This window comes from Pseudomonas sp. Ag1, assembly GCF_000278565.1.
In the GTDB taxonomy this organism is placed as follows: Bacteria; Pseudomonadota; Gammaproteobacteria; order Pseudomonadales; family Pseudomonadaceae; genus Aquipseudomonas.
On the sequence record NZ_AKVH01000090.1, the window covers coordinates 1 to 21,363 of the forward strand.

A 21,363-nucleotide genomic window follows, 5' to 3' on the forward strand; every position below is an offset into this window, starting at 1 on the left:
CATCGCCGATGGTAGTGTGGGGTTTCCCCATGTGAGAGTAGGTCATCGTCAAGATTAAATTCCAGAACCCCTGATTGCTTATGCAGTCAGGGGTTTTGTTTATGTAGAAGTCCATGATTTTCACCGGCACGTTGCGAACGCAACGGTCTGGTACACAGAATTTCTTGACGACCATAGAGCATTGGAACCACCTGATCCCATCCCGAACTCAGCAGTGAAACGATGCATCGCCGATGGTAGTGTGGGGTTTCCCCATGTGAGAGTAGGTCATCGTCAAGATTGAATTCCGAAACCCCTGTCTGCTAGCGCAGACAGGGGTTTTGTCGTTTAAGGGCTGGGCAAACAACTAGAACCGGCTCACCCTTTGCGTGCCTTACTGCTTCGCCTGGCCATTAACTTGCGCCACCATATATAGATCCCGGTAGCAGACAACATCGCGATCACAGCTCCCAGCAGCGCAATCAGCACCTGACCCGTCACCCCGATGATCCTGCCCCCATGGATCGGCAGTTGCAGCCGATAAAAGCGCTCTCCCAACGTACCTTGCCCTGCTATTTCCTGCCCCAGTAAACGCCCATCCGTCCCGTGGAAAAACAACCAGGATTTCCCATGGGCCTCGGTATCATGTTGTCCAAAACCCGCCCCATAAAAGTTGTACTCAAAGCTGTAGTAAAGCTCTCCAATCGCCGCCGTCAGTCCCAGCCGCTTGCCTTCCTCCAGCGCCCGCTCATAGGCCTGTTGATAACTCAGTTGTGTCACGCCCAATTGCTCGGCGGGTAACCTGCCACGGGCCTCATAGACGCTAGGCTTAACCGATGAGAACAGCGAGACAGCAGGCTTGAACACCTGGCTCGGCAAATTCATCGCGACGCTGCTGACTGCAATCGGCAGCAACAACAGCCAAAGCCATAACCCGCCTGCACGATGCAGGTCGAAGTTCAGCCGATAAGCGTGGCCGCCCTTGATCTTCCACGCCGTGGACCACTTCTTCCAGAACGGTTTACCTCTCGGTAGGGTCAGCCACAGCGCGATAAAACAATCGAACACCCATGCGATCGCCACCAGTCCCATCAGCCACAAACCCCAATTACCCGGCAGTGTCAGGTTGTAGTGAAATTCCAGAATGAACGGAATGAAGTTCTCGCGCTGAAAGCAGCAAGCCCCCCAAACACGCCGGCCCATTTCTTCGCCGCTGACCGGATCCAGGTAAAAGACCTGGTTGGGCTCCTCAAAGGGTTTGCCCGTCGCCGGATCGTTTCTCGCAACTGCCGCCAGCATCGCGGTATGACCGGCCTCTTGTGGATACTCCATGTACCAGACTTGCAGTTTGGGATGCTGCCCCTGCAGCGTGTCCACCAGTTCACCTGGCGGCAATGCCGAACCTTTGGCCGTTGCTCCATAAAAGCCGGGATTGAGCCATTCATCCAACTCATGGTTAAACGCCAGAAGGCTGCCCGTGAGTCCCGCCATCATCAGAAACAACGCCGTTGCCAACCCGATGTAGCGATGAAGTAAAACCAGCAATGCGCGCATAAAAATTTCCTGCAAAGACGACAAAGCCAGCGCCTGGAATCAGGAACTGGCTTTGTATGAATCGAGAGGGATTAGAACTGGTAGCTCACCGTCGCACTGACGTTGCGCTCTTCACCCAGGTAGCAGAAGTTCAAACTGGCACACGACGCCACGTACGACTCGTTCGTCAGGTTGTTGGCATTCAGGCGTACATCCACACCCTTCAGTCCAACCTTGCCAAGGTCATAACCCATCGAGGCGTCAAACAGCGTGTAGGCGGGCACCTTCATGGTGTTCTCCGCATCTGCCCAGCTGTAGCCGACATAACGAACACCACCACCGAGTCGCAGGCCATCCAGTGCGCCGCTATCGAACTTGTAGTCTGCCCATACCGACGCCATATGACGCGGCGCCTGCGTCGGCGAGTTCCCCTTGTTCTCGATCACGTTGTCCGCAGTACTCAGCGTGCTGACCATCGACTTCGAATACTCGATATCGGTGAAGGTATAGCTGCCCAACAATTTGAGATGGTCGGTCAACTGCATATGCGCCTCCAGCTCCAGGCCCTGGGAGCGCACAGCGCCGACCGCGCGATAGAAGTTTTCCTGCGGCAGTTTGGTCGCCAGGTTTTCCTGGTCGATGCGGAACAGCGAGGCCGTGAACAAATTGTCGGTACCCGGCGGCTGATACTTCAAGCCGACTTCCCACTGGGTGCCGTCGGTAGGTGCAAGGGGATTGCCGGCACTGTCCGAATAGGAGTTCGGGTTGAAGGATTCGGAATAGCTGACGTAGGGCGCGAGACCGTTATCAAACAAGTAGAGCGCTCCGGCCCGGCCGGTCAGTTTGGTACGTTTATCACTGATCTCTGTGCCCAGCGGTCGTCCCGCTTCGGCAATGCGATTTTCATCGGAGGTCTCAACCCAGTCCTGACGCAGCCCGAGGGAGAACCGCCACTTGTCCATCTCAATCAGGTCTTGCAGGTAAACGCCGGTCTGCTCGAGCCGGCGCAGATAACTGGTTGGGCTGTAATAGCTGATCTCGGAATTGCCATACACCGGGTTGAACGCATTGATTGGCGCAAGAGAGCCGCTGCTCCAGTCCACGACGGTTTTGCGCCGCTGATAGTCCGCCCCCATCAACACCGTATGCTTGGTCGCGCCGGTAAAAAATTCAGCCTGCAGCATGTTGTCGATGATGAACGCATGCAGCTTTTCGTCACCGCCTGAGTAATAGCGATTCAACTCATTACTGGTGGGCGTAGTCCAGCCATAGGCATATACCTGGTCCAGCCGGACCTTGGAGTCCAGATACCGAAAGTTCTGCCGCGCGGTGAAAACATCATTGAAGCGATGCTCGAACTGATAGCCGAACGACTGTTGATCACGCTTGTACCCATCAATGCCCGGCTCGCCTTCGAAGAAGTGGTTGGAGATCCGCTGGCCGTTGCGCTGGTGCAACGCGCCATCTGCCGGCATGCCTCCGTGGTAGCCACCGTCGGGGTCATGCTGCAGGTAAGCCTGGAGTGTGAGGGACGTGTCATCGGTAAAGTCGATGCTCAAGGTGGGTGCCAGCGCGTAGCGTTTTTCCTTGGCATGGTCGAATTGCGTGTCGGACTTGTCTGCAAGCCCGGTCAGTCGGTAAGCAATGCGCTTGTCGTCATCCACCGGGCCGCTGAAGTCGAAACCCATGCCTCGCTGCCCTTGGGAACCTATCGTGGCCTGGACCTGATGGTATGGCTCAAACAATGGCTTCTTGCTGGTCAACGCCACCAGCCCACCCGGCGAGCTGCGCCCGTAGAGCACCGATGACGGTCCTTTGAGGATATCTACGCGCTCGAGGAAATACGGGTCCACCTGCATGGTGCTGTAGGTTCCGCTGTCACCCATGGATTTCAAACCGTCCAGGTAGATGTTATCCACCGAACCGTCGTTGAAACCACGCATCGCCACATAGTCATAGCGGTGAGTGGCGCCATAAGGGTTGGTCAGCACGCCAGGGGTGTAACGCATGGCTTGGGCAACGGTTTGCGAGCCTTGGTCGTCCATCTGCTCGCGGGTCACCACTGAAACCGTCTGAGACGTTTCCAGCAGCGCGGTACTGGTCTTGGTGGCGATCTGGCTGTGGGTCGCGTTGTAGCCTTCCATGCTGCCCAGGGCATTACCCAGGGCGAAGCCTTTGATGTCGGTGGTCGGCAAGGTCAGCGCCTCGCTCTCGGGCTGGACCTGCAACACGAAACTCACGTCGTCCTGCGCCTGCGCCTGCAAGCCTGAGCCGTTGAGCAATTGGCTCAGGCCCTGTTCGGCCGAGTACTCCCCGTGCAGCCCGGGAGACTGTCGGCCCTGAGTCTGCGCAGGCGTGCTGGAAAGGGTGATGCCTGCCTGACGGGCAAACTGATTGAGCACATCGCTCAGCGCGCCTGCCGGGATGTCATAGCGCTGGCTGATACGTTCGACCCCGCTATCAGCCGCGACACCGGCCACTGGCAGCAAGCCGATGCCCATCGTGGTCGACAGCAATGCTGCGCGTACGGCTTTGCCGAGCAAAGGGTAGGAAGAGGGAGAGTTGCTGAAAAAACGCACAGTCATTATCGAGATCCGTAGAGGTCGCTGAAGGCAGATTGAATTGCTTACTGTCTAAGCCGGACTCACGGAAAAAAGCCGCCAAAAATAAATCAGGCACGCCAAAAATAATCAGGCCTGACGCTCCAGGCTCACCCACCAGCGGGTGCGATAGCGCAGGCGCACAGGCAGCGTCTGCGGAAGGATCGCCAATAGTTTCTCGGTGTCCTCCAGGCGAAAAACACCAGACAAGCGCAAATCTGCGATATCGCTCGAGCAGCCCAGATAACCATGGCGATAGCGCCCCACCTCCGCCAGGAAGTCGGCAAGACGCATGTTGCGGGTGACGATCAATCCGTCGGCCCAGGCCCCTGTATCCATATCCGAAGGCGGCGCCAGAGCGGCCGCATTCTGACGCACCAGGTAGCTTTCTCCTGCATGCACTTGAGTGAAAAGCCCGTCGGCGGTATGCGGTGAATGAATCGCCACGTTGCCTGACGCGACGCTCAGGCGTGTGCAATCGCTGTCCTGGCGCACCACAAATCGCCCGTCTATTCCTTCGAACAAACCATGACGGGTGCGAACCAGCAGGGGGGCGGTCGCCGCGGCGCCGCAGGTCACCAGGATTTCCCCGCGCACCAATGTGATCAAGCGTTGTTGCGGGTTGAAGTCGAGGTCCACTGCGCTATCGGTATTGAGCTGCAGGCGCGTGCCATCCGGTAGTTGCACGCTACGGCGTTCGCCAGTGGTGGTAGCCAGGTCAGAGGTCCAACGCTGCCAGCCGGTGAGGTCTCGGCTGACCCAGGCCGCCGAACCCATCAACAGCACGCCGGACAATACCTTCAATGCCTGCCGGCGCCCAAGGCGCTGGGCACTGTTCTCCAGCGCCACATGGGCCCCGGGAATCGCCGCCAACTGGCTGCTTAATTCATGCTGCAGTGCCTGCACGCGTTGCCAGGCCAACTCGTGTTCATGATGAGCCTCGCGCCAGTGCTCGCACTGCGCCTTCAGGCGGACATTGGCGCGATTGTTACGCAGGCGCAGCATCCAGCTGATGGCCTGCTTGACCACCTGCGGGTCGATTCCTGCGCGCGCGGTGTTATCCATCGAGGTCATGCCTCATACCGCAGCACATAACAGTGATAAAGCGCCTCGGCGACATAGCGTTCCACCGAACGCAGTGATACACCCATCTGCTGCGCAATCTGCTTGTAAGTCAGGCCGTCGCATTGAGCCAGTAGAAACGCCTTGCGTACCTTGGGCTTGAGTCCGTCCAGAAGCCGGGCGATGGACTCCAGCAATTCCAGAATCAACGCACGTTCTTCAGCACTCGGCGCCAAGGCTTCGGGCAAATGCGCGATGGACTCCAGGTAGGCGCGCTCGATTTCTTCGCGACGCCAATGATCGATCACCAGGCCCCGCGCGATAGTGCGCAGGAAAGCGCGAGGGGCCTTGAGTTCGAAACGTTCGGTTTTTTGCAGCAGCCGCACGAACGTGTCCTGGGCCAGGTCCGCCGCATCCGCTGCGTTACCCAGACGGCTGCGCAGCCAAGTGTTCAGCCAGCCATGATGGTTGCTGTAAAGCGTCTGTACTGCGTACTCGGATGAGGGCATTCACACGGCCTGGCAAAGCGTCACAAATGATAATTAGTCGCATTGTCGACAAGCCTGAAAAATTTTGCAACTCCTGACGTTAGAGCGCTACCACTGGTCGGTTTCTGACATTAAAAGCAGATGCTTCTCACAAATTCCTAAGATTTATCCTGCCTTGGCCGAAAGCCTGACGAGCCATGCGTGCACCGAAATAGAGCAGTCGCAGAGTCTGCCTATACCGTTACATGGAATGTTGCATCCGGCACGCTCACCCCCTTTTGGCAAAAAGAAGTCAATGAAATGAATCTCAAGTTCAGTCATAAAATTCTGTTGGCCGCGTCAGGCGTAGTGGTTCTGGCCTTCGCGTTATTCACGTTCTACAACGACTACTTGCAGCGCAATACCATCCGGCAAAACCTGGAGTCGTCCATTCAGCAATCCGGTGAACTCACCGCCAGCAGCGTGCAGAACTGGCTCAGCGGGCGGGTGCTGGTACTGGAAAGCCTCGCGCAAAACGTGGCCCATCAAGGCAGCTCTGCCGATCTTCCGGGGTTGGTCGACCAGTCGGCATTTACCTCCAACTTCCAGTTCACCTACGTCGGTTCCACCAACGGCGTGTTCACCCAGCGTCCCGACGCCAAAATGCCCGACGGCTACGATCCGCGTCAGCGTCCCTGGTACAAGCAAGCTGTCGCAGCCGACAAGACCATGCTTACACCGCCCTACATGGCTGCGGTAGGCGGGCTGATCGTGACCATCGCGATGCCGGTGAAAAAGAATGGCGAACTGCTTGGCGTGGTCGGCGGTGACCTGAGCCTGCAAACCCTGGTGAAGATCATCAACTCGGTGGATTTCGGCGGCATCGGCCATGCATTCCTGGTCAGCGGTGATGGTCAGGTGATTGTCAGCCCGGACCAGGACCAGGTGATGAAGAACCTCAAGGACATCTATCCCGGCACCAACGTGCGCATCGAGAAGCTCAGCCAGGAAGTGGTCTTGAATGGCCAGGAACGGATTTTGTCCTTCACCCCTATCAGCGGGTTGCCGAATGCCGACTGGTACATCGGCCTGTCGATCGACAAAGACAAAGCCTACGCACCGCTGGGTAAGTTCCGTACCTCGGCATTGATCGCCATGTTCATTGCGGTTGCCGCCATTGCCGTGTTCCTCAGCGTCCTGATCCAGGTCTTGATGCGCCCGCTGACCACCATGGGCCGCGCCATGCAGGACATCGCCCAGGGCGAGGGTGACCTCACCCGCCGCCTGACAGTGGAAAGCAAGGACGAGTTCGGTGACTTGGGCAGTGCCTTCAACCAATTCGTCGAGCGTATTCACGCGTCAATTTCCGAAGTTTCCTCGGCGACGCGCCAGGTGCACGACCTGTCCCAGCGAGTAATGGCCTCGTCCAACGCGTCGATCATCGGTTCCGACGAACAAAGCGCGCGCACCAACAGCGTGGCCGCAGCGATCAACGAACTGGGGGCCGCCACGCAGGAAATCGCGCGCAACGCTGCTGATGCTTCGCAACACGCCAGCGGTGCCAGTGAGCAGGCCGATGATGGGCGCAAGGTGGTTGAGAAAACCATCCTGGCGATGTCGGAGCTTTCGCAAAAAATCAGCCTGTCCTGCACGCAGATTGAAACCCTGAACGCCAGCACCGACAACATCGGCCACATCCTGGACGTGATCAAAGGCATCTCCCAGCAAACCAACCTGTTGGCCCTCAACGCCGCGATTGAAGCTGCACGTGCCGGTGAGGCCGGGCGTGGGTTTGCCGTGGTGGCGGATGAAGTACGCAACCTGGCGCACCGCACCCAGGAGTCGGCAGAAGAGATCCACAAAATGATCACCTCGCTGCAGATTGGCTCGCGTGAGGCCGTGACCACGATGAACGCCAGCCAGACCTCGAGTGAAGAAAGCGTCGAGGTCGCCAACCAGGCCGGTGAACGCCTGGTCAGCGTGACGCAGCGGATCGTCGAGATCGACGGGATGAACCAGTCGGTAGCGGCCGCCACCGAGGAACAGACCGCCGTGGTGGAAACCCTCAACGTCGACATCAACCAGATCAACCTGCTGAACCAGCAGGGCGTGGCCAACCTCAACGAAACCTTGAAGGATTGCGACGCCTTGTCTCAACAGGCCAACCGCCTGAAGCAGTTGGTCGACAGTTTCAAAATCTGATCGATGAACACACAGGAGCGAGCCTGCTCGCTCCTGTCTCCTTTAGCCAAACATCGCTCGCACATTCGCCAGCGCACCGTCGGCGAATGCCTGCACAAACGGCTCAAATCCCTCCGCGCCAGGTTCAACCGGCTCGGCGATGATCGTCCAGGTCACCCGTGAGGATCCTGCTCCCAACGGTTCGACATCCATGGCGGCCCACAACCGTGCTACGCCCAAGGTGTTGTAGATCGTGGTCCAGGTCATGCGCATGGCCTGCTCGTCGCGGCTGTTGAGTTGCTCCACCACCAGGTGTCCATCGTGGAAGAACTTCTTGCGCAGCGATCCCGCGCCCGCACCAGTGATTTCGATGTGGGACAAGGCGGGGATGAATCGATCAAATCCGCCAAAGTCACCGACCACCGCCCACGCACCGGCGGCATCACAGGCAACCACAACTGAGGACACCACAGGTTTGGCGCAAGGGTTGCGAATCAACGTATCGGGTTTCATAAGGTCTTCCTTCAATTGAGAGCCTGGTCACAGGAAACCGGTGCTGCGCAGGTACTCGCAGCCCTTGCGTAACAGCGCCGGATTTTTTTCGGGGTAGCGTCCGCCCATCTGCTCGACGCCGCGTCGTGCGTTGTCATGGCGGATCATCGAGGTATCGCCGATGTCCTCGCCCACCCCATTGAGGTAGAAGCCCAGTACGCCGAACAGCGCATTGCGGCTGTCCACTGTGTGCAGGTGACGTTGCCAGTGAGCCACGCTCACCAGCTCGAATGCGTGGCCTGCCTGGCGAAAGGCGTCGACGTAGGTTTCCCAGCTCAGGGGCTGCGGGTTATGCAGGTTGAACACCGTCCCTCCAGCACGGCAGCGGCTGCTGTGGAACGCAATAAACCGGGCGAGAAAGTCCACCGGCATCAAGTCGAAATTCAACTCAAGGTGCGGCACCAGGCCCAGTTGGAGTGAACCTTTGAGCATCAACATCAGGCGATTCTTCTGTGGCTCGCAGACTCCGCTGCGGCTGTTGAAGCTGATGTTCCCCGGGCGATGGATATTGACCCAGGCACCTTGCGCTGCGGCGCGTCCCAGCAAGCGTTCGGCAACCCATTTGGACAGGTTGTAGCCATTCTGGATGTAGAGCGGCGGGGTGGCCGCGGCGGGGTTTTCGAGTACCTGGCCATGTGCGTCGATAGTGCTGGCGGCCGACAGCGTCGAGATAAAATTGAAGACCTTCTTGCACCGGGTTTCACACAGGCGCAGGCATTCCAGCACCGGTTCGACGTTGTCCTTGGCCAGGGTGGCGTAATCCATCACATGATTGACGTGGGCGGCGTTGTGCACCAACACGCCGAACTCCCCGGCGAGGTAGTCATACACCTCACTCGACAGGCCAAGACGCGGCTGGCTGATGTCGGCGGCATACACCTGCACCCGGCTCAGGTCCAGGTGTTCCAGACGGTACTCTCGCAGGGCCTCGGCAAACCTCGCGGTCGCCGAATGTCCGGGCCGTTCGCGCACCAGGCACGGCACTTCAAGTGCACCCTCGGCCAACAGTGCCTCGACGATATGCACCCCGAGAAAACTGTTGGCCCCGGTCACGATCACCCGGCGACGTTCGCCCGCCTGTTCAGCCGGCAATGCCTGCACATGCAGCTCACGCAGCGCATCCCGGGTAGCCTGGCCGGTCGGTGCTTCGGGTGGTGCGTCGTCCCCCATCAGCGTAGCGAGGGTACGAACCGTGGGGGTTTCAAAAAACCGACTTAGGGATAGGCTGCGCCCGAACTGCTCGCGGATACGCAGCAGCATCGTCGACAGCAGGATGGAATGGCCGCCAAGATTGAAGAAGCTCTCGTCGGCCGACAGCTGCGTGACCGGCATGCCCAGCAACTCGCTCCACAGGTTGAGCAACTGCACTTGCATGGGCGTGTGCGGTTCGCCGTGAATGATGGCCGGCAGCGTTGGAGTCGGTAACGCCAGCAATGCCTGGCGGTCGACCTTTCCGTTGGGGGTGCACGGCATGCTCGCAAGTTCCGTGCACAGGGTTGGGCGCAAATAGTCCGGCAGTGTTTGCCGGGCATGCTGCGTCAGTGCAGGCAGGGCGTCTTGTGTTTCGGGCTGAGCAACAAAAGCCAGGATTCGCCGCTCACGGTCAATCACCACCGCCACTTGGCGAAACAGCTGACTGCTGCGCAGGCAATGTTCGATCTCTTGCGGTTCGACCCGGAACCCACGGATCTTCACCTGCTGATCCCGGCGCCCGACCAACTCGATGCCGGCAGCGGTCCACTTCGCCAGGTCGCCTGTGCGGTAGGCCCGCAAGGTCTGGCCGTCGGGCAACTCCAGGGGGACGAAATGCTCGGCGGTCTGACGCGGCTGGTTGAGGTAACCCAGGCTGACGCCGGGACCGGCGATGTACAGTTCGCCCAACACCTGCTCATCCACCGGTTGCAGGTGCTCGTCGAGGATCAGTACCTGGCTGTTGGCGATGGGCGTGCCGAGGTTGCGATTGCTGTCGCCCGGCTGCAACGTGTGGCTGGTCACCAGCACGGTGGCTTCGGTGGGCCCGTAGAAATTGTGCAGGCGGCACTGGCCTGCCAACTGCTCGATGACATAGGGCTCGCACACATCGCCTCCGGTCATCAGGTGCGCCAGGCCCAGGGGTTGATCCAGCGGCAGGATGCTCAGCAGCGCCGGCGGCAGGAAGGCGTGGGTGACGCGCTGTTGTCGGATCAACTCCACCAGTTGCTGCGGGTCGCGTCGCTGGTCCTCACTGGGCACGATCAGCTCGGCGCCCGCGATCAGGCTCGGGAAGATATCGATCAGGGACGAGTCAAAACTCAAGGGCGAAAACTGCAAGACCCGGCTGTGTTCGCTCAGTTGCACATGACCCCCGAACCAGGCGCTGAAATGGGCCAGGTTGTGCTGGCTGAGCAGCACGCCCTTGGGGTGGCCGGTAGTGCCCGAGGTGTGGAACACCATGCAAGGGTCGTCCATGGCGGGGCGCTGGCGCATTGGCAGCGAGGTGTCGGGAGTGTCGACGGCACTCACATCCAATGCACAAAACCCGTCCCGCAGTGGATGTTTGCCATCATCCAGCAGCACCGAGACGCCGGCGTTTTCCAGCATCGCTTGCTGGCGTTGCAGCGGGTGGCCCGGCTCCAGGGGCAGGTACACCGCACCGCAGGCGAGTACCGCGAGAATGCTGGCGTACAGCTCCAGGGATTTGCCCAGGCAGACGCCGATTACCGGCGGTGTGTCGTGGGGCCCAAGCAGAGGTCGCAGACGGTGCTGGATAGCCAGGCTCTGGCGATGCAACTGTCGGTAAGTCAGCCCGCTGCCGGCAATGTTCAACGCCAGCCGGTCGGCGAAGGTTTGCAGACTGTTTTCCAATCGTTCGATCAGGGGTACCTGGGCTTGCTGCTGCAGAGCCAAATCGGCCGTCAGGTTAAAACGATGCAGGTACGCCAGGGATGCAAGCGCTTGCAGGCCGTGTTCCGGATCATCAGAGGCGACGGCCGCCTGCGAGAAATAGCCCGGGTCCCGGGAGAACCCACTCACCTGTTGGGCTACCCACTCCACCAGGCGGCTTACTGTGTGTTGACGCAGCCGTTGACCATTGCCACAGGCTTCTCCGGCAACCTCCAGGGTTGTCAGGAGTCGCCGTGAGTGGGCGTAACACCTGAACTGCAGGGCCGGCAATCCACAGCCGGTCAACGCTCCCATACCCACGCGCAGGCTCATCAAGGCTGTGCACGTCACGCCGGGCGGAACCTCCTCGCTACCGTCATCGATCAGCAGGTCTACTAGGTGGGTGACATCCTGTGCTCGCACCACCCCATGACCGTATTGCGCCAATGTCTCACCCAGTTCATTCAGCGCCGCGCTGAAGCCCGCCAGCCCAATCTTCAGGTGCCTCATGGGTGCCCTCCTGGCGCCGCAAGAAAGGCATCCAGCGCCCCAACCACACTCGGCGTTTGCAGCAAGCCGCTGTGGTTCAGGAAGCCCATGATATTGCCGATCAACGGGTGCTGGCGGGTAATGGGAAAGCCCATCGCCTGCACTTCAGTGCGCAGCGCAGAGCGCGTGCCGTCACTGACATCCAGGTGCTCGATCAAGTGCAGGTCGAAGTTTTTCTGCAGGTCGTGGGTCAGGTAATGCTGGAGAAAAACCGGCAGGATCCGGGCGATACAGTCGCGGTCCGCGGCGTCTGCAGACCGCCAATAAATACGCACCAGGCGCGTCCAGAAAAGCGCGTGGCGGCCCTCGTCAAACAAGTGGTCGGCCATCAACCCACGGATGGACTGCTTGACACTGTCGTCCTTGGAAAACGCTGCCACGTCATGGGTCACGGTGTTCTCGGCGATGGCCACGGCAATCAGTTCCACGGCATCGCGCAGGTGTTCGGGCGCCAGCGCCAGTGCGGCAGGCAAGGCGCGGCTCAGCTCGATTTGCGCGGGTAGTTCAAGGGGTGGGATCCCGGTCATCTCGATGGTCTGTTGCATGAAATCGAGGGCGACGAGGGCGTGGTAATCCTCGTCCACCACCACGGTCATGGCGTCGTAGCGACAGGCAAGCGGGAAGGGCACCGAAAAGCGATTCTTGGCGATGCTGCGTGCGGTCTTGTCGACGATCTCGGTTTCAAAGATCACCACGTCGTTGATGAACTTGTAGAACGTCTGCAGCAAGACAAAATCACGGCACTGCGGGCATCGGTCGATAAAGGTTGCGCTCAGCACCAGGGGCTGTCGGCTCAGGGGGTAGATCAGTTTCTGATCGTTTTCCAGCCGCCGCCGCGGGCGTGTGCGGATGGTCGCGCGGCGCTCCCAGTCGTCGGCAAATGAGCGGTAGTCGGCAGGGTTCATGCGCTCATCTCCGGCAGGCACCTATGCAACCCATCCCATAAGGCCAGGCGGCTTTCCACGGCGCCGAGGGCGCAACTGTCGGCTTGCTGCTCGTGGCTTGGGTCGCCGAGGGTAAGGCGTTGCAGCAATTGCGTTGCCGCCGGGCCATGCTCCTGGGCGTCGATCTCCATGTGGCGCTTGAGGTAGTAGCAGAAGGTGGGCGCCTGGCGATGGAGCACCTCGCACTCCTCCAGGATGCGCTTGAACATCGCCGGGATGACGCTCTCGCGCCCGTGGAGAAAGGCAGCCGCCACGCAGTGCGTTGGTGCGTCCAGGGCAACCTGCAGGGTACTTTTGACGAACCGGGCCACGGACGGGTGGATATCGATTTTTTGCAGGGCCGTTTCTGCATCGTTGCCGTCACGCTGCAGGCTGACGAACCGCTCGATGTTCGCCGTGCTCGCGCCGACTTCACGCATGGCTTCCAGGTACAACTCGAAGTGGCTGCCGTGCCCATGGCCGGGATACGCGTCCGACTCTTCGCCCAATACGATCTCATTGATCAGGCGAGCCGCTTGCGGGTCCGTTGGCGGTAACCAGGGCAGGCGCATACCGGTGAGGTCATGTTGCAGGCGTTTGGTGAGTGTCATGAAGTCCCACACGGCGAATACGTGGTTTTCCATAAAGTACTGCAACTTTGGAAGGGTATTTATATGTTTGAATATTGGATGGATATGTAACTTCTGCTTTTTTTGTTTAAGCAGGTGTGAGTGCTGGAACATGTTGATGCCTATAAGTCGTCGTCTCTTCCCTGATAAAAGCGTTGTGCTTTAGCGACAAATAAACATTGGTTTTCACGGATGCACGGGTGCCTTGATAACAGGCAGCGCTGTACGAGGCTGACACTGTTACTAGCAAGCAGCATGCTGTGACAAAATACCAAGGCTTTATTTAAAGGAACGCCACGCGCAGTGACGCACCGAGCATGGATTCACGCTGTCGATTGGGAGAATTGGAGTGTTGGTAATAATCTGATTAAGTATTCAGGTGTTTTTAATTTTATAAGTTTTTCGAGTTGGAATATTGCGGTAGTTGGATCGCTCTGCGGAGTGTGTGAAGTTTTCTTTGGGCTTAATGGTTTAACGGGAGTAATGGTGGTGCACTGGCCTCCGTCGGCCAGCGTCACTTTGCAGCGCTTTGTGGTCGAGGGAGGCGTTTCAGTTCCACGCGGAATTTACAGCGCAGCGTTCTGTTCAGTCTCTTCAAGAGTTTTGAGGTAACCCGTAATCACCTCCATGCCGCGGGTAAGGTGGTTACGCAGGGTCAGGATGCTTTCGTCGACCTTCTTTTGCGCCACGAGGTCGAGCAGTTCGCGGTGATCTTCCTGGGACGTCTTGCCCAGGCCCATGGCCTCGAGGTTGAAGCGCAGGAAACGTTCCTCTTCGTTCAAGCCGTGTTCAACCAGCTTGAGCAACCGCTGATTGCCCGCCTTGCCATATAGCGCCATGTGGAACAGGCGGTTGAGGCGGCCGATTTCGGTGTAGTCGCTTTCCCGTTCCAGCGCGTCGATAAAGGCGCCAGCCTGGGCGATGTCATCGGGCGTGAGCAGGGGAATCGACAAGCGCAGCGCTTCGGATTCGAGGAGTATGCGCAGGGCGTAGGTTTCCGCCGAGTGGTCCTCGATCAGTGGCGCCACCACCGCGCCTTTGTGGGTGACCACATGCAGCAGCGATTGGGCTTCCAGTTGACGCAATGCCTCGCGCACCGGCATCCGGCTGACCCCGAACAAGCTGGCCAGCTCCTGTTGACGCATGGCGGTGCCACAGGGCAAGCGGCCATCCAGGATGGCGTTGCGCAATGTTTCTTCAATCACGGAGCGGGCGAGATGGGCGGGGATAGGCCCGCTGATCTGGATGCTGCTCAAAGGGTTCGGCTTCTGCGTCACGACTACGCTATCCTCCTTTTCAAGGTGAGGTGGCTAATTGGATCCAATGCACACTAGAGATTGTCCACAAGCTTGTCAAACGGGCAAGGTTTCGGCTTGTAAGCGACTCAACAGCGTGTTCTTCGGGCCCACAGCTCCCATTTGTCAGGTCTTACAGGCTAAAGGTCCGTCGTGCACATTTTATTCCCGGGAGTCGGGCCAATAGCGGTATTGCTGCATATCGATATTCACTAACGGTATTTAAAATGCGGTTCTTATGACTATAAAGTCACTCTCCTGACTGCACGGGAGTGAACTCATGTCTGCCACCTCTACTGTTCCAACAGCGACCGACACCACACAAACCTTCGAGATCCGTCCATTTCCCGGCAGCGTCGGCGCCGAAATCATAGGCCTGGACCTGGCCCGCCCGGTCAGCGACCAGGACTTCGCACGCATTCACCGCGCGCATCTGGACCATCACGTCGTGGTCTTCCGCGACCAACGTATCACCCCCGAGCAACAGATCGCCTTCAGCCGCCGTTTCGGCGTGCTGCAAATCCATGTGCTCAAACAATTCCTGCTGGCCAACCACCCGGAAATCCTGATCGTCTCCAACATCATCGAAAACGGCCAATCCATCGGCCTGGGAGACGCCGGCAAGTTCTGGCACTCGGACCTCTCCTATAAGGAGCTGCCGAGCCTGGGCTCGATGCTCCATGCCCAGGAGCTGCCGTCCGAGGGTGGCGACACGTTGTTCGCCGACATGCATAAAGCCTGGGACAACCTGCCCGAGTCCCTGCGCAAGGCCGTTGAAGGCCGCAGCGCCGCGCACTCCTACACCGCACGCTACAGCGAAACCAAATTCGAAGGCAATTGGCGCCCGACCCTCACGCCCGAGCAACTCGCTCAAGTGGCGCAAGTGGTACACCCGATTGTGCGCACCCACCCGGAAAACGGCCGCAAGGCGCTGTTCGTCAGCGAGGGCTTCACCACCCGTATCGTCGGCCTGCCTGAGGATGAAAGCCGCGACCTGCTGGCCCAGCTGTACGCCCACAGCGTGCTGCCGGAAAACATCTACCGCCATCAGTGGCAGCCCCACGACATGGTGTTCTGGGACAACCGCTCGCTGATCCACCTGGCGGCCGGCTGCCCCAGCCACCTGCGGCGCAAGCTGTACCGCACCACCATCCAGGGCGACGCGCCTTTCTGACCCGGAGCATGACCATGTCCAAGAAAACCCCATTTGCGCGCCTGGCCGCGACGGTCGGCCTGGGCGTCAGCCTGCTGGCCGGCAGTCTTGTGGCGCCTGCCGCCGCCCAGGCCGAAGGCGAAATTCGCATCGCCGAGCAGTTTGGCATCGTCTACCTGTTGCTCAACGTGGTGCGCGACCAGAACCTGATCGAAAAATACGGCAAGCAGGAAGGCATCGACATCAAGGTCGACTGGACACAATTGTCCGGCGGCGCAGCCGTCAATGATGCGCTGCTCTCCGGTTCCATCGACATCGCCGGGGCCGGCGTTGGCCCGCTGCTGACTATCTGGGACCGCACCCACGGCAAGCAGAACGTGAAAGCCGTTGCCTCCCTGGGCAACTTCCCCTACTACCTGGTGAGCAACAATCCCAAGGTCAAGACCATTGCCGACTTCACCGAAAAAGACCGCATTGCCGTACCGGCAGTGGGCGTTTCCGTGCAGTCGCGTTTCCTGCAATACGCTGCCGCCAAGCAATGGGGCGACAAGGAATTCAATCGCCTCGACAAGTACACCGTTGCCGTCCCGCACCCGGATGCCACGGCTGCGCTGATTGCCGGTGGCACCGAGCTGACCGGGCACTTCTCCAACCCGCCGTTCCAGGAGCAGGCCCTGACCAACCCGAACGTGCATGTGGTGCTCAACTCCTATGACATCCTCGGGCCTAACTCGCCGACCGTGCTGTTCGCCACCGAGAAATTCCGCAACGACAACCCGAAAACCTACAAGGCGTTCGTCGAGGCACTGACCGAAGCGGCGCAGTTCGCCCAGAACGACAAAGGCGCCGCCGCCGATACCTACATCCGCGTGACCAAGGCCAAGATCGACCGCGCCGAGCTGCTGAAAATCATCGAAAACCCGCAGTTCGAATTTAGCGTCACCCCGAAAAACACCTACCCGCTGGCGGAATTCCTCTACCGCGTCGGCGCGATCAAAAACAAACCCGAATCGTGGAAGGATTACTTCTTCCAGGACGCCAAGCCGCTGCAAGGGAGCTGACATGAACGCGCCCTTGCAAGGCCACACGGCCAGCAACCCGACCACCACCGAAGCACTGCTTTCGGTGGATAAAGTCAGCCTTGAATACCGCACGCCCGAACGGGTGGTGCGGGCCACTCACCAGGTCAGCTTCGCGATCGATCCGGCAGACAGGTTTGTATTGCTGGGGCCTTCGGGCTGCGGCAAATCCACACTGTTGAAATCCATCGCCGGCTTTATCAAGCCGTGTGAGGGCGAGATCCGTCTGCTCGGGCAAAAAGTCGAGCAGCCAGGGCCGGACCGTATCGTGGTGTTCCAGGAGTTCGACCAACTGCCGCCGTGGAAAACCGTCAAGCAGAACGTCATGTTCCCGCTGCTGGCGTCCAAAACCCTCAAGCGTCGCGAGGCCGAAGAGCGGGCGCTGTACTACCTGGAAAAAGTCGGCCTTACGGCCTTTGCCGATGCCTACCCGCACACCCTGTCCGGCGGCATGAAAGCCCGCGTGGCAATCGCCCGGGCGTTGGCCATGCAGCCGAAAATCCTGCTGATGGATGAACCCTTCGCCGCCCTCGACGCCCTGACCCGGCGCAAGATGCAGGAAGAACTATTGCTGCTCTGGGAAGAGGTGCGTTTCACCCTGCTGTTCGTCACCCACTCCATCGAGGAAGCGCTAGTGGTGGGCAACCGCATCCTGTTGCTGTCGCCGCACCCGGGGCGAGTGCGGGCGGAAATCCACAGCCATCAATACGACCTGCACAGCCTCGGCGGTGTGGAGTTCCAGGCTTCGGCGCGGCGCATTCATCGGCTGTTGTTTGATGAAGCGCCCGAGGTGGAAACCGAACTGGGTTTCGCCGATATCCGCATCGCTTATTGAAGGGCTTGCACCATGCGCCAGGAATATGAAATCACTCTCGAACCGTTGCCCGGTGTTCGCGTAGAGCGCGAGTTGCCGTGGCGCCAGCGCCTGTGGCAACAAGGCTGGCTGCGTAAAAGCCTGATCCTGATCGTGCTTGCGATCCTCTGGGAAGCGGCTGCCCGTTATCAGAACAATGACCTGCTGCTGCCGAGCTTCCTGCAGACACTGAGCGCGTTCTACGACGGCATGGCCAGTGGCGAGTTGTTGAGCAAGGTCAGCATCTCGCTGGTGGTGCTGATCAAGGGTTACCTGATCGGCATTGTGCTGGCGTTTGCCCTGACCACGCTTGCGGTGTCGACCCAACTGGGGCGTGACCTGCTGAGCACCCTGACCTCGATGTTCAACCCGTTGCCGGCGATTGCCCTGCTGCCGCTGGCGCTGTTGTGGTTTGGGCTGGGGCAGAACAGCCTGATCTTCGTGCTGGTGCATTCAGTGTTGTGGGCGCTGGCGCTCAACACCTATTCAGGGTTCCTCGGCGTCTCCGAAACCCTGCGCATGGCCGGTCGAAATTATGGCCTCAAGGGTATGCGCTTCGTGTTGTTCATCCTGATCCCGGCTGCGCTGCCGTCGATTCTCGCCGGGTTGAAAATCGGTTGGGCGTTCGCCTGGCGCACGCTGATCGCCGCCGAGTTGGTGTTCGGTGCTACCAGCGGCAAAGGCGGTTTGGGTTGGTACATCTTCCAGAACCGCAACGAGCTGTACACCGACAAAGTGTTTGCCGGCCTGGCGGTGGTGATCCTGATCGGGCTGCTGGTGGAGAACCTGGTGTTCGACACCCTGGAGCGGGTCACCGTGAAGCGCTGGGGCATGCAACGCTGACTGAACACCAACCCGGACTGAAACACCAACCCTGTGGCGAGGGAGCAAGCTCCCTCGCCACAGTCTGCTACGATTGCGCCAAGTTCACTCATAACCCATCACGAGTGCTTGGCATGCAATTACCGGACATGAACCTGCTGGTCGCCCTCGACGCCTTGCTCGACGAGGGCAGTGTGGTAGGCGCCGCGCGGCGGATGAACCTGAGCCCGGCCGCCATGAGTCGCACCCTCACGCGCATCCGCGAGGCAGTGGGCGATCCGATCCTGGTGCGCGCCGGTCGCGGCCTGGTACCGACGCCCAAGGCCCTGGAGCTACAAGGCCAGGTGCGCAGCGTGGTGGAGCAGGCGGCGCTGCTGTTCCGCTCGGCGGACGAAGTGGACCTGCGCACCCTGCGCCGGCGCTTCAGCGTGCGGGCCAATGACTTTTTTGTCGGAGTGTATGGCGGTCGGCTGTTCGACACCATGGAACGCATGGCACCGCTGTGCGAACTGCGCTTCGTGCCGGAAGGCGACACCGATGACGAGGCCCTGCGTGAAGGCCGTCTCGACCTGCGGGTGGGCAACACCATGCCGATCACTCCGGAAGTGAAGGTGCAGAACCTGTTCACCACCACCTTCGTCGGCCTGGCACGGGAAGGGCACCCGTTGTTCGATGGAGAAATCACCGCCGAACGGTTTGCCAGCTATTCCCATATCAGCATCTCCCGCCGCGGCATTGCCCGGGGGCCCATCGACACCGCCCTGAACGCCCAGGGCCTGGAACGCCGAGTCGCGATGATCGCCCCGGGGTTTCACGGCGCGATGTTCATGCTGCCGGACTCCGACCTGATCCTGCCGGTGCCCAAGGAAGCGCTCTACAGCGCCAATCGCCTGAAGCTGCCGTTGCGAGCCTTCACCCTGCCAATTTCCCTGCCGACCCTGGTGCTGACCCAAGCCTGGCACCCGCGTTTCGACAAGGACCCGGCCCATAGATGGCTGCGCGAGACCATGCGTGAATGCTGCGAGGCGACGTGGAAGGAAGCGCAGCCCACGTGAGTCGCAAGTGAGCCCGGTCAATGTGGGAGCTGGCTTGCCTGCGATGCGGGCGACACGGTTTTTCAGGCATAGCGAGGTGATGCCATCGCGGGCAAGCCCGGCTCCCACAGAGATCGCCTACATTTTGATCATTGCGTCTGGTGCACTTATAAGCTTCCGATAAGTCACTTTTTGTCATGTCTAAGCCTTATTAAACTGCTCGGGTATTTCCTATTCCGAGTTGTAGTTCATGACGTCCCTCGCTGCTCCCGCACCCCTGGCCGCAGCCAAACCGACCGCCATTACCCCTCCCGTTTTCGGCCCGCGCATCATCATCGGCCTGGTGGGCGTATTGCTTGCGGTACTGGTGTCCGGCCTCAACGAGATGGTGACCAAAGTCGCTCTCGCCGATATTCGCGGTGCGATGTACATCGGCTTCGACGAAGGCACCTGGCTGGTGGCTGCTTACACCGCCACCTCTGTCTCGGCGATGGCCTTTGCACCCTGGTGTTCGGTGACGTTCTCTCTGCGCCGTTTCACTCTCTGCGCCATCGGCCTGTTCACCGTGCTTGGCGTGCTGTGCCCGTTCGCACCGAACTACGAAAGCCTGCTGATCCTGCGCACCGTGCAAGGCCTGGCCGGTGGCGCCTTGCCGCCGATGCTGATGACCGTGGCCCTGCGGTTCCTGCCGGCCAACGTCAAGCTGTACGGCCTGGCCGGCTATGCCCTCACGGCCACTTTCGGCCCCAGCCTCGGCACACCGCTGGCGGCCATGTGGACCGAATACGTCGGCTGGCAATGGGCGTTCTGGCAGATTGTCGGGCCGTGCCTGCTGGCCATGGCGGCCGTGGCCTACGGCTTGCCCCAGGACCCGCTGCGCCTGGAGCGCTTCAAGCAGTTCAACTGGCGCGGCTTGCTGTTGGGCTTCCCGGCGATCTGCATGTTGGTGATCGGCCTGTTGCAGGGCAATCGGCTGGACTGGTTCGAGTCGCCGCTGATTACCTCATTGTTGATCGGCGGCCTGGTGTTGCTGGTGCTGTTCATGATCAACGAGTGGTCGCACCCGATGCCGTTTTTCAAGTTGCAGATGCTTGGGCTGCGCAACCTGTCGTTCGCGCTGATTGTGCTCGCCGGGGTCCTGATCGTGCTGCTGGCGGTGACCATCATTCCGTCCAGCTACCTGGCCCAGGTCCAAGGCTACCGCCCGCTGCAAACTGCACCGGTGATGCTGATCATGGCGCTGCCGCAGTTGATCGCACTGCCGTTGGTGGCGGCGTTGTGCAACTTGCGCTGGGTCGATTGCCGCTGGGTATTGGGCATTGGCTTGAGCATGTTGATCCTGTCCTGCGTGGGCGGGGCGCAACTTACGTCGGCATGGATTCGCGATGATTTCTACGTGCTGCAACTGCTGCAAATATTCGGGCAACCGATGGCGGTGTTGCCGCTGCTGATGCTCTCCACCGGCAGCATCACGCCCCAGGACGGGCCTTTCGCCTCGGCGTGGTTCAACACCGTGAAAGGCCTGGCTGCCGTGGTCGCCACCGGCGTGCTCGATGCCCTGACCACACACCGCCTGCATTTCCACTCGACCATGCTGGTGGACGGCCTGGGCAACTCGCCCCTGGCCGACAGCGATGCCGCCGGCCTTGCCCATCGGCTGCACGAGCAGGCCGTGGTGCTCACCTCTTCGGATCTCTACTACGTCATGGCCGGTGTCGCGGCGGCGTTGATCCTGCTGATTTTCTGGATGCCGACGCGGATTTATCCGCCCCGCGCGCCGACTTGATTGC

16 protein-coding genes and 1 rRNA gene are annotated in these 21,363 nt (G+C 59.9%); 8 read left to right on the forward strand and 9 right to left on the reverse strand.

All coding sequences use genetic code 11. The annotated features are described in order from the left end of the window. Positions 1-163: 163 nt before the first annotated feature. Positions 164-279 (forward strand): 5S ribosomal RNA (gene rrf / locus A462_RS21680). 78 nt (positions 280-357) lie between these two features. Here the strand turns inward: rrf and A462_RS21675 are convergent. The 4 genes from A462_RS21675 to A462_RS21660 all read right to left on the reverse strand — a co-directional run bounded on the left by A462_RS21675 (position 358) and on the right by A462_RS21660 (position 5,683). Then, the gene (locus A462_RS21675) at positions 358-1,533 is read right to left on the reverse strand and encodes a PepSY-associated TM helix domain-containing protein (protein WP_008433609.1); all 1,176 of its coding nucleotides are present in this window, start codon (positions 1,531-1,533) and stop codon (positions 358-360) included. 71 nt (positions 1,534-1,604) lie between these two features. Continuing rightward, positions 1,605-4,097, reverse strand: coding sequence for a TonB-dependent siderophore receptor (locus A462_RS21670; protein ID WP_008433611.1), 2,493 nt, complete (start codon positions 4,095-4,097; stop codon positions 1,605-1,607). A gap of 105 nt (positions 4,098-4,202) precedes the next feature. After that, positions 4,203-5,186: a FecR domain-containing protein gene (locus tag A462_RS21665; protein WP_003218246.1), complete on the reverse strand. Its 984-nt coding sequence runs from the start codon at positions 5,184-5,186 to the stop codon at positions 4,203-4,205. After that, complete coding sequence (locus A462_RS21660; protein ID WP_008433614.1) at positions 5,183-5,683, reverse strand: sigma-70 family RNA polymerase sigma factor; 501 nt, start codon at positions 5,681-5,683, stop codon at positions 5,183-5,185. Before A462_RS21660 ends, A462_RS21665 begins: the two co-directional genes overlap by 4 nt. Before the next feature lie 279 nt (positions 5,684-5,962). Here A462_RS21660 and A462_RS21655 point away from each other — a divergent pair, with 279 nt between their 5' ends. Next, entirely contained in the window at positions 5,963-7,843 is a 1,881-nt protein-coding gene (locus tag A462_RS21655) for a methyl-accepting chemotaxis protein (RefSeq protein ID WP_003218243.1), read from the forward strand. Between the two features lie 42 nt (positions 7,844-7,885). Here A462_RS21655 and A462_RS21650 read toward each other — a convergent pair whose 3' ends face one another. The 5 genes from A462_RS21650 to A462_RS21630 form a co-directional block, all read right to left on the reverse strand. Beyond that, the gene (locus tag A462_RS21650; RefSeq protein WP_008433617.1) at positions 7,886-8,335 is read right to left on the reverse strand and encodes an SRPBCC family protein; all 450 of its coding nucleotides are present in this window, start codon (positions 8,333-8,335) and stop codon (positions 7,886-7,888) included. A gap of 27 nt (positions 8,336-8,362) precedes the next feature. Next, positions 8,363-11,746 (reverse strand): amino acid adenylation domain-containing protein, encoded by a 3,384-nt coding sequence (locus A462_RS21645; protein ID WP_008433620.1) that lies wholly within the window; start codon positions 11,744-11,746, stop codon positions 8,363-8,365. Further along, positions 11,743-12,690 (reverse strand): diiron oxygenase, encoded by a 948-nt coding sequence (locus A462_RS21640; protein WP_008433622.1) that lies wholly within the window; start codon positions 12,688-12,690, stop codon positions 11,743-11,745. Before A462_RS21640 ends, A462_RS21645 begins: the two co-directional genes overlap by 4 nt. Next, positions 12,687-13,451: a DUF3050 domain-containing protein gene (locus tag A462_RS21635; RefSeq protein WP_032899180.1), complete on the reverse strand. Its 765-nt coding sequence runs from the start codon at positions 13,449-13,451 to the stop codon at positions 12,687-12,689. Before A462_RS21635 ends, A462_RS21640 begins: the two co-directional genes overlap by 4 nt. Positions 13,452-13,903: 452 nt before the next feature. Then, complete coding sequence (locus A462_RS21630) at positions 13,904-14,614, reverse strand: GntR family transcriptional regulator (RefSeq protein WP_008433627.1); 711 nt, start codon at positions 14,612-14,614, stop codon at positions 13,904-13,906. Between the two features lie 298 nt (positions 14,615-14,912). On the opposite strand from A462_RS21630, the gene A462_RS21625 reads away from it, so the two are divergent. The 6 genes from A462_RS21625 to A462_RS21600 all read left to right on the forward strand — a co-directional run bounded on the left by A462_RS21625 (position 14,913) and on the right by A462_RS21600 (position 21,359). After that, a complete protein-coding gene (locus A462_RS21625; protein WP_008433629.1) occupies positions 14,913-15,806 on the forward strand; it encodes a TauD/TfdA dioxygenase family protein in 894 nt (297 codons plus the stop codon). Positions 15,807-15,820: 14 nt separating this feature from the next. Continuing rightward, on the forward strand, positions 15,821-16,846 hold the full coding sequence (locus A462_RS21620; protein ID WP_003218229.1) for an ABC transporter substrate-binding protein: 1,026 nt from the start codon (positions 15,821-15,823) through the stop codon (positions 16,844-16,846). 1 nt (position 16,847) lies between these two features. After that, entirely contained in the window at positions 16,848-17,699 is an 852-nt protein-coding gene (locus A462_RS21615) for an ABC transporter ATP-binding protein (protein WP_008433632.1), read from the forward strand. A 12-nt stretch (positions 17,700-17,711) separates the two neighbouring features. Then, the gene (locus A462_RS21610; RefSeq protein WP_003218225.1) at positions 17,712-18,560 is read left to right on the forward strand and encodes an ABC transporter permease; all 849 of its coding nucleotides are present in this window, start codon (positions 17,712-17,714) and stop codon (positions 18,558-18,560) included. 113 nt (positions 18,561-18,673) lie between these two features. Further along, a complete protein-coding gene (locus tag A462_RS21605; protein WP_003218223.1) occupies positions 18,674-19,594 on the forward strand; it encodes a LysR family transcriptional regulator in 921 nt (306 codons plus the stop codon). A 229-nt stretch (positions 19,595-19,823) separates the two neighbouring features. Continuing rightward, positions 19,824-21,359: an MFS transporter gene (locus tag A462_RS21600; protein WP_008433634.1), complete on the forward strand. Its 1,536-nt coding sequence runs from the start codon at positions 19,824-19,826 to the stop codon at positions 21,357-21,359. The last annotated feature ends 4 nt before the right edge of the window (positions 21,360-21,363 follow it).

Coding starts and splice junctions, on each gene's coding strand:
- A462_RS21615 (WP_008433632.1), top strand. CDS start 16,848: ATGAACGCGCCCTTGCAAGGCCACACGGCCAGCAACCCGACCACCACC.
- A462_RS21670 (WP_008433611.1), bottom strand. CDS start 4,097: ATGACTGTGCGTTTTTTCAGCAACTCTCCCTCTTCCTACCCTTTGCTC.
- A462_RS21660 (WP_008433614.1), bottom strand. CDS start 5,683: ATGCCCTCATCCGAGTACGCAGTACAGACGCTTTACAGCAACCATCAT.
- A462_RS21655 (WP_003218243.1), top strand. CDS start 5,963: ATGAATCTCAAGTTCAGTCATAAAATTCTGTTGGCCGCGTCAGGCGTA.
- A462_RS21600 (WP_008433634.1), top strand. CDS start 19,824: ATGACGTCCCTCGCTGCTCCCGCACCCCTGGCCGCAGCCAAACCGACC.
- A462_RS21635 (WP_032899180.1), bottom strand. CDS start 13,451: ATGTTCCAGCACTCACACCTGCTTAAACAAAAAAAGCAGAAGTTACAT.
- A462_RS21620 (WP_003218229.1), top strand. CDS start 15,821: ATGTCCAAGAAAACCCCATTTGCGCGCCTGGCCGCGACGGTCGGCCTG.
- A462_RS21605 (WP_003218223.1), top strand. CDS start 18,674: ATGCAATTACCGGACATGAACCTGCTGGTCGCCCTCGACGCCTTGCTC.
- A462_RS21665 (WP_003218246.1), bottom strand. CDS start 5,186: ATGACCTCGATGGATAACACCGCGCGCGCAGGAATCGACCCGCAGGTG.
- A462_RS21610 (WP_003218225.1), top strand. CDS start 17,712: ATGCGCCAGGAATATGAAATCACTCTCGAACCGTTGCCCGGTGTTCGC.
- A462_RS21650 (WP_008433617.1), bottom strand. CDS start 8,335: ATGAAACCCGATACGTTGATTCGCAACCCTTGCGCCAAACCTGTGGTG.
- A462_RS21640 (WP_008433622.1), bottom strand. CDS start 12,690: ATGAACCCTGCCGACTACCGCTCATTTGCCGACGACTGGGAGCGCCGC.
- A462_RS21645 (WP_008433620.1), bottom strand. CDS start 11,746: ATGAGGCACCTGAAGATTGGGCTGGCGGGCTTCAGCGCGGCGCTGAAT.
- A462_RS21675 (WP_008433609.1), bottom strand. CDS start 1,533: ATGCGCGCATTGCTGGTTTTACTTCATCGCTACATCGGGTTGGCAACG.
- A462_RS21625 (WP_008433629.1), top strand. CDS start 14,913: ATGTCTGCCACCTCTACTGTTCCAACAGCGACCGACACCACACAAACC.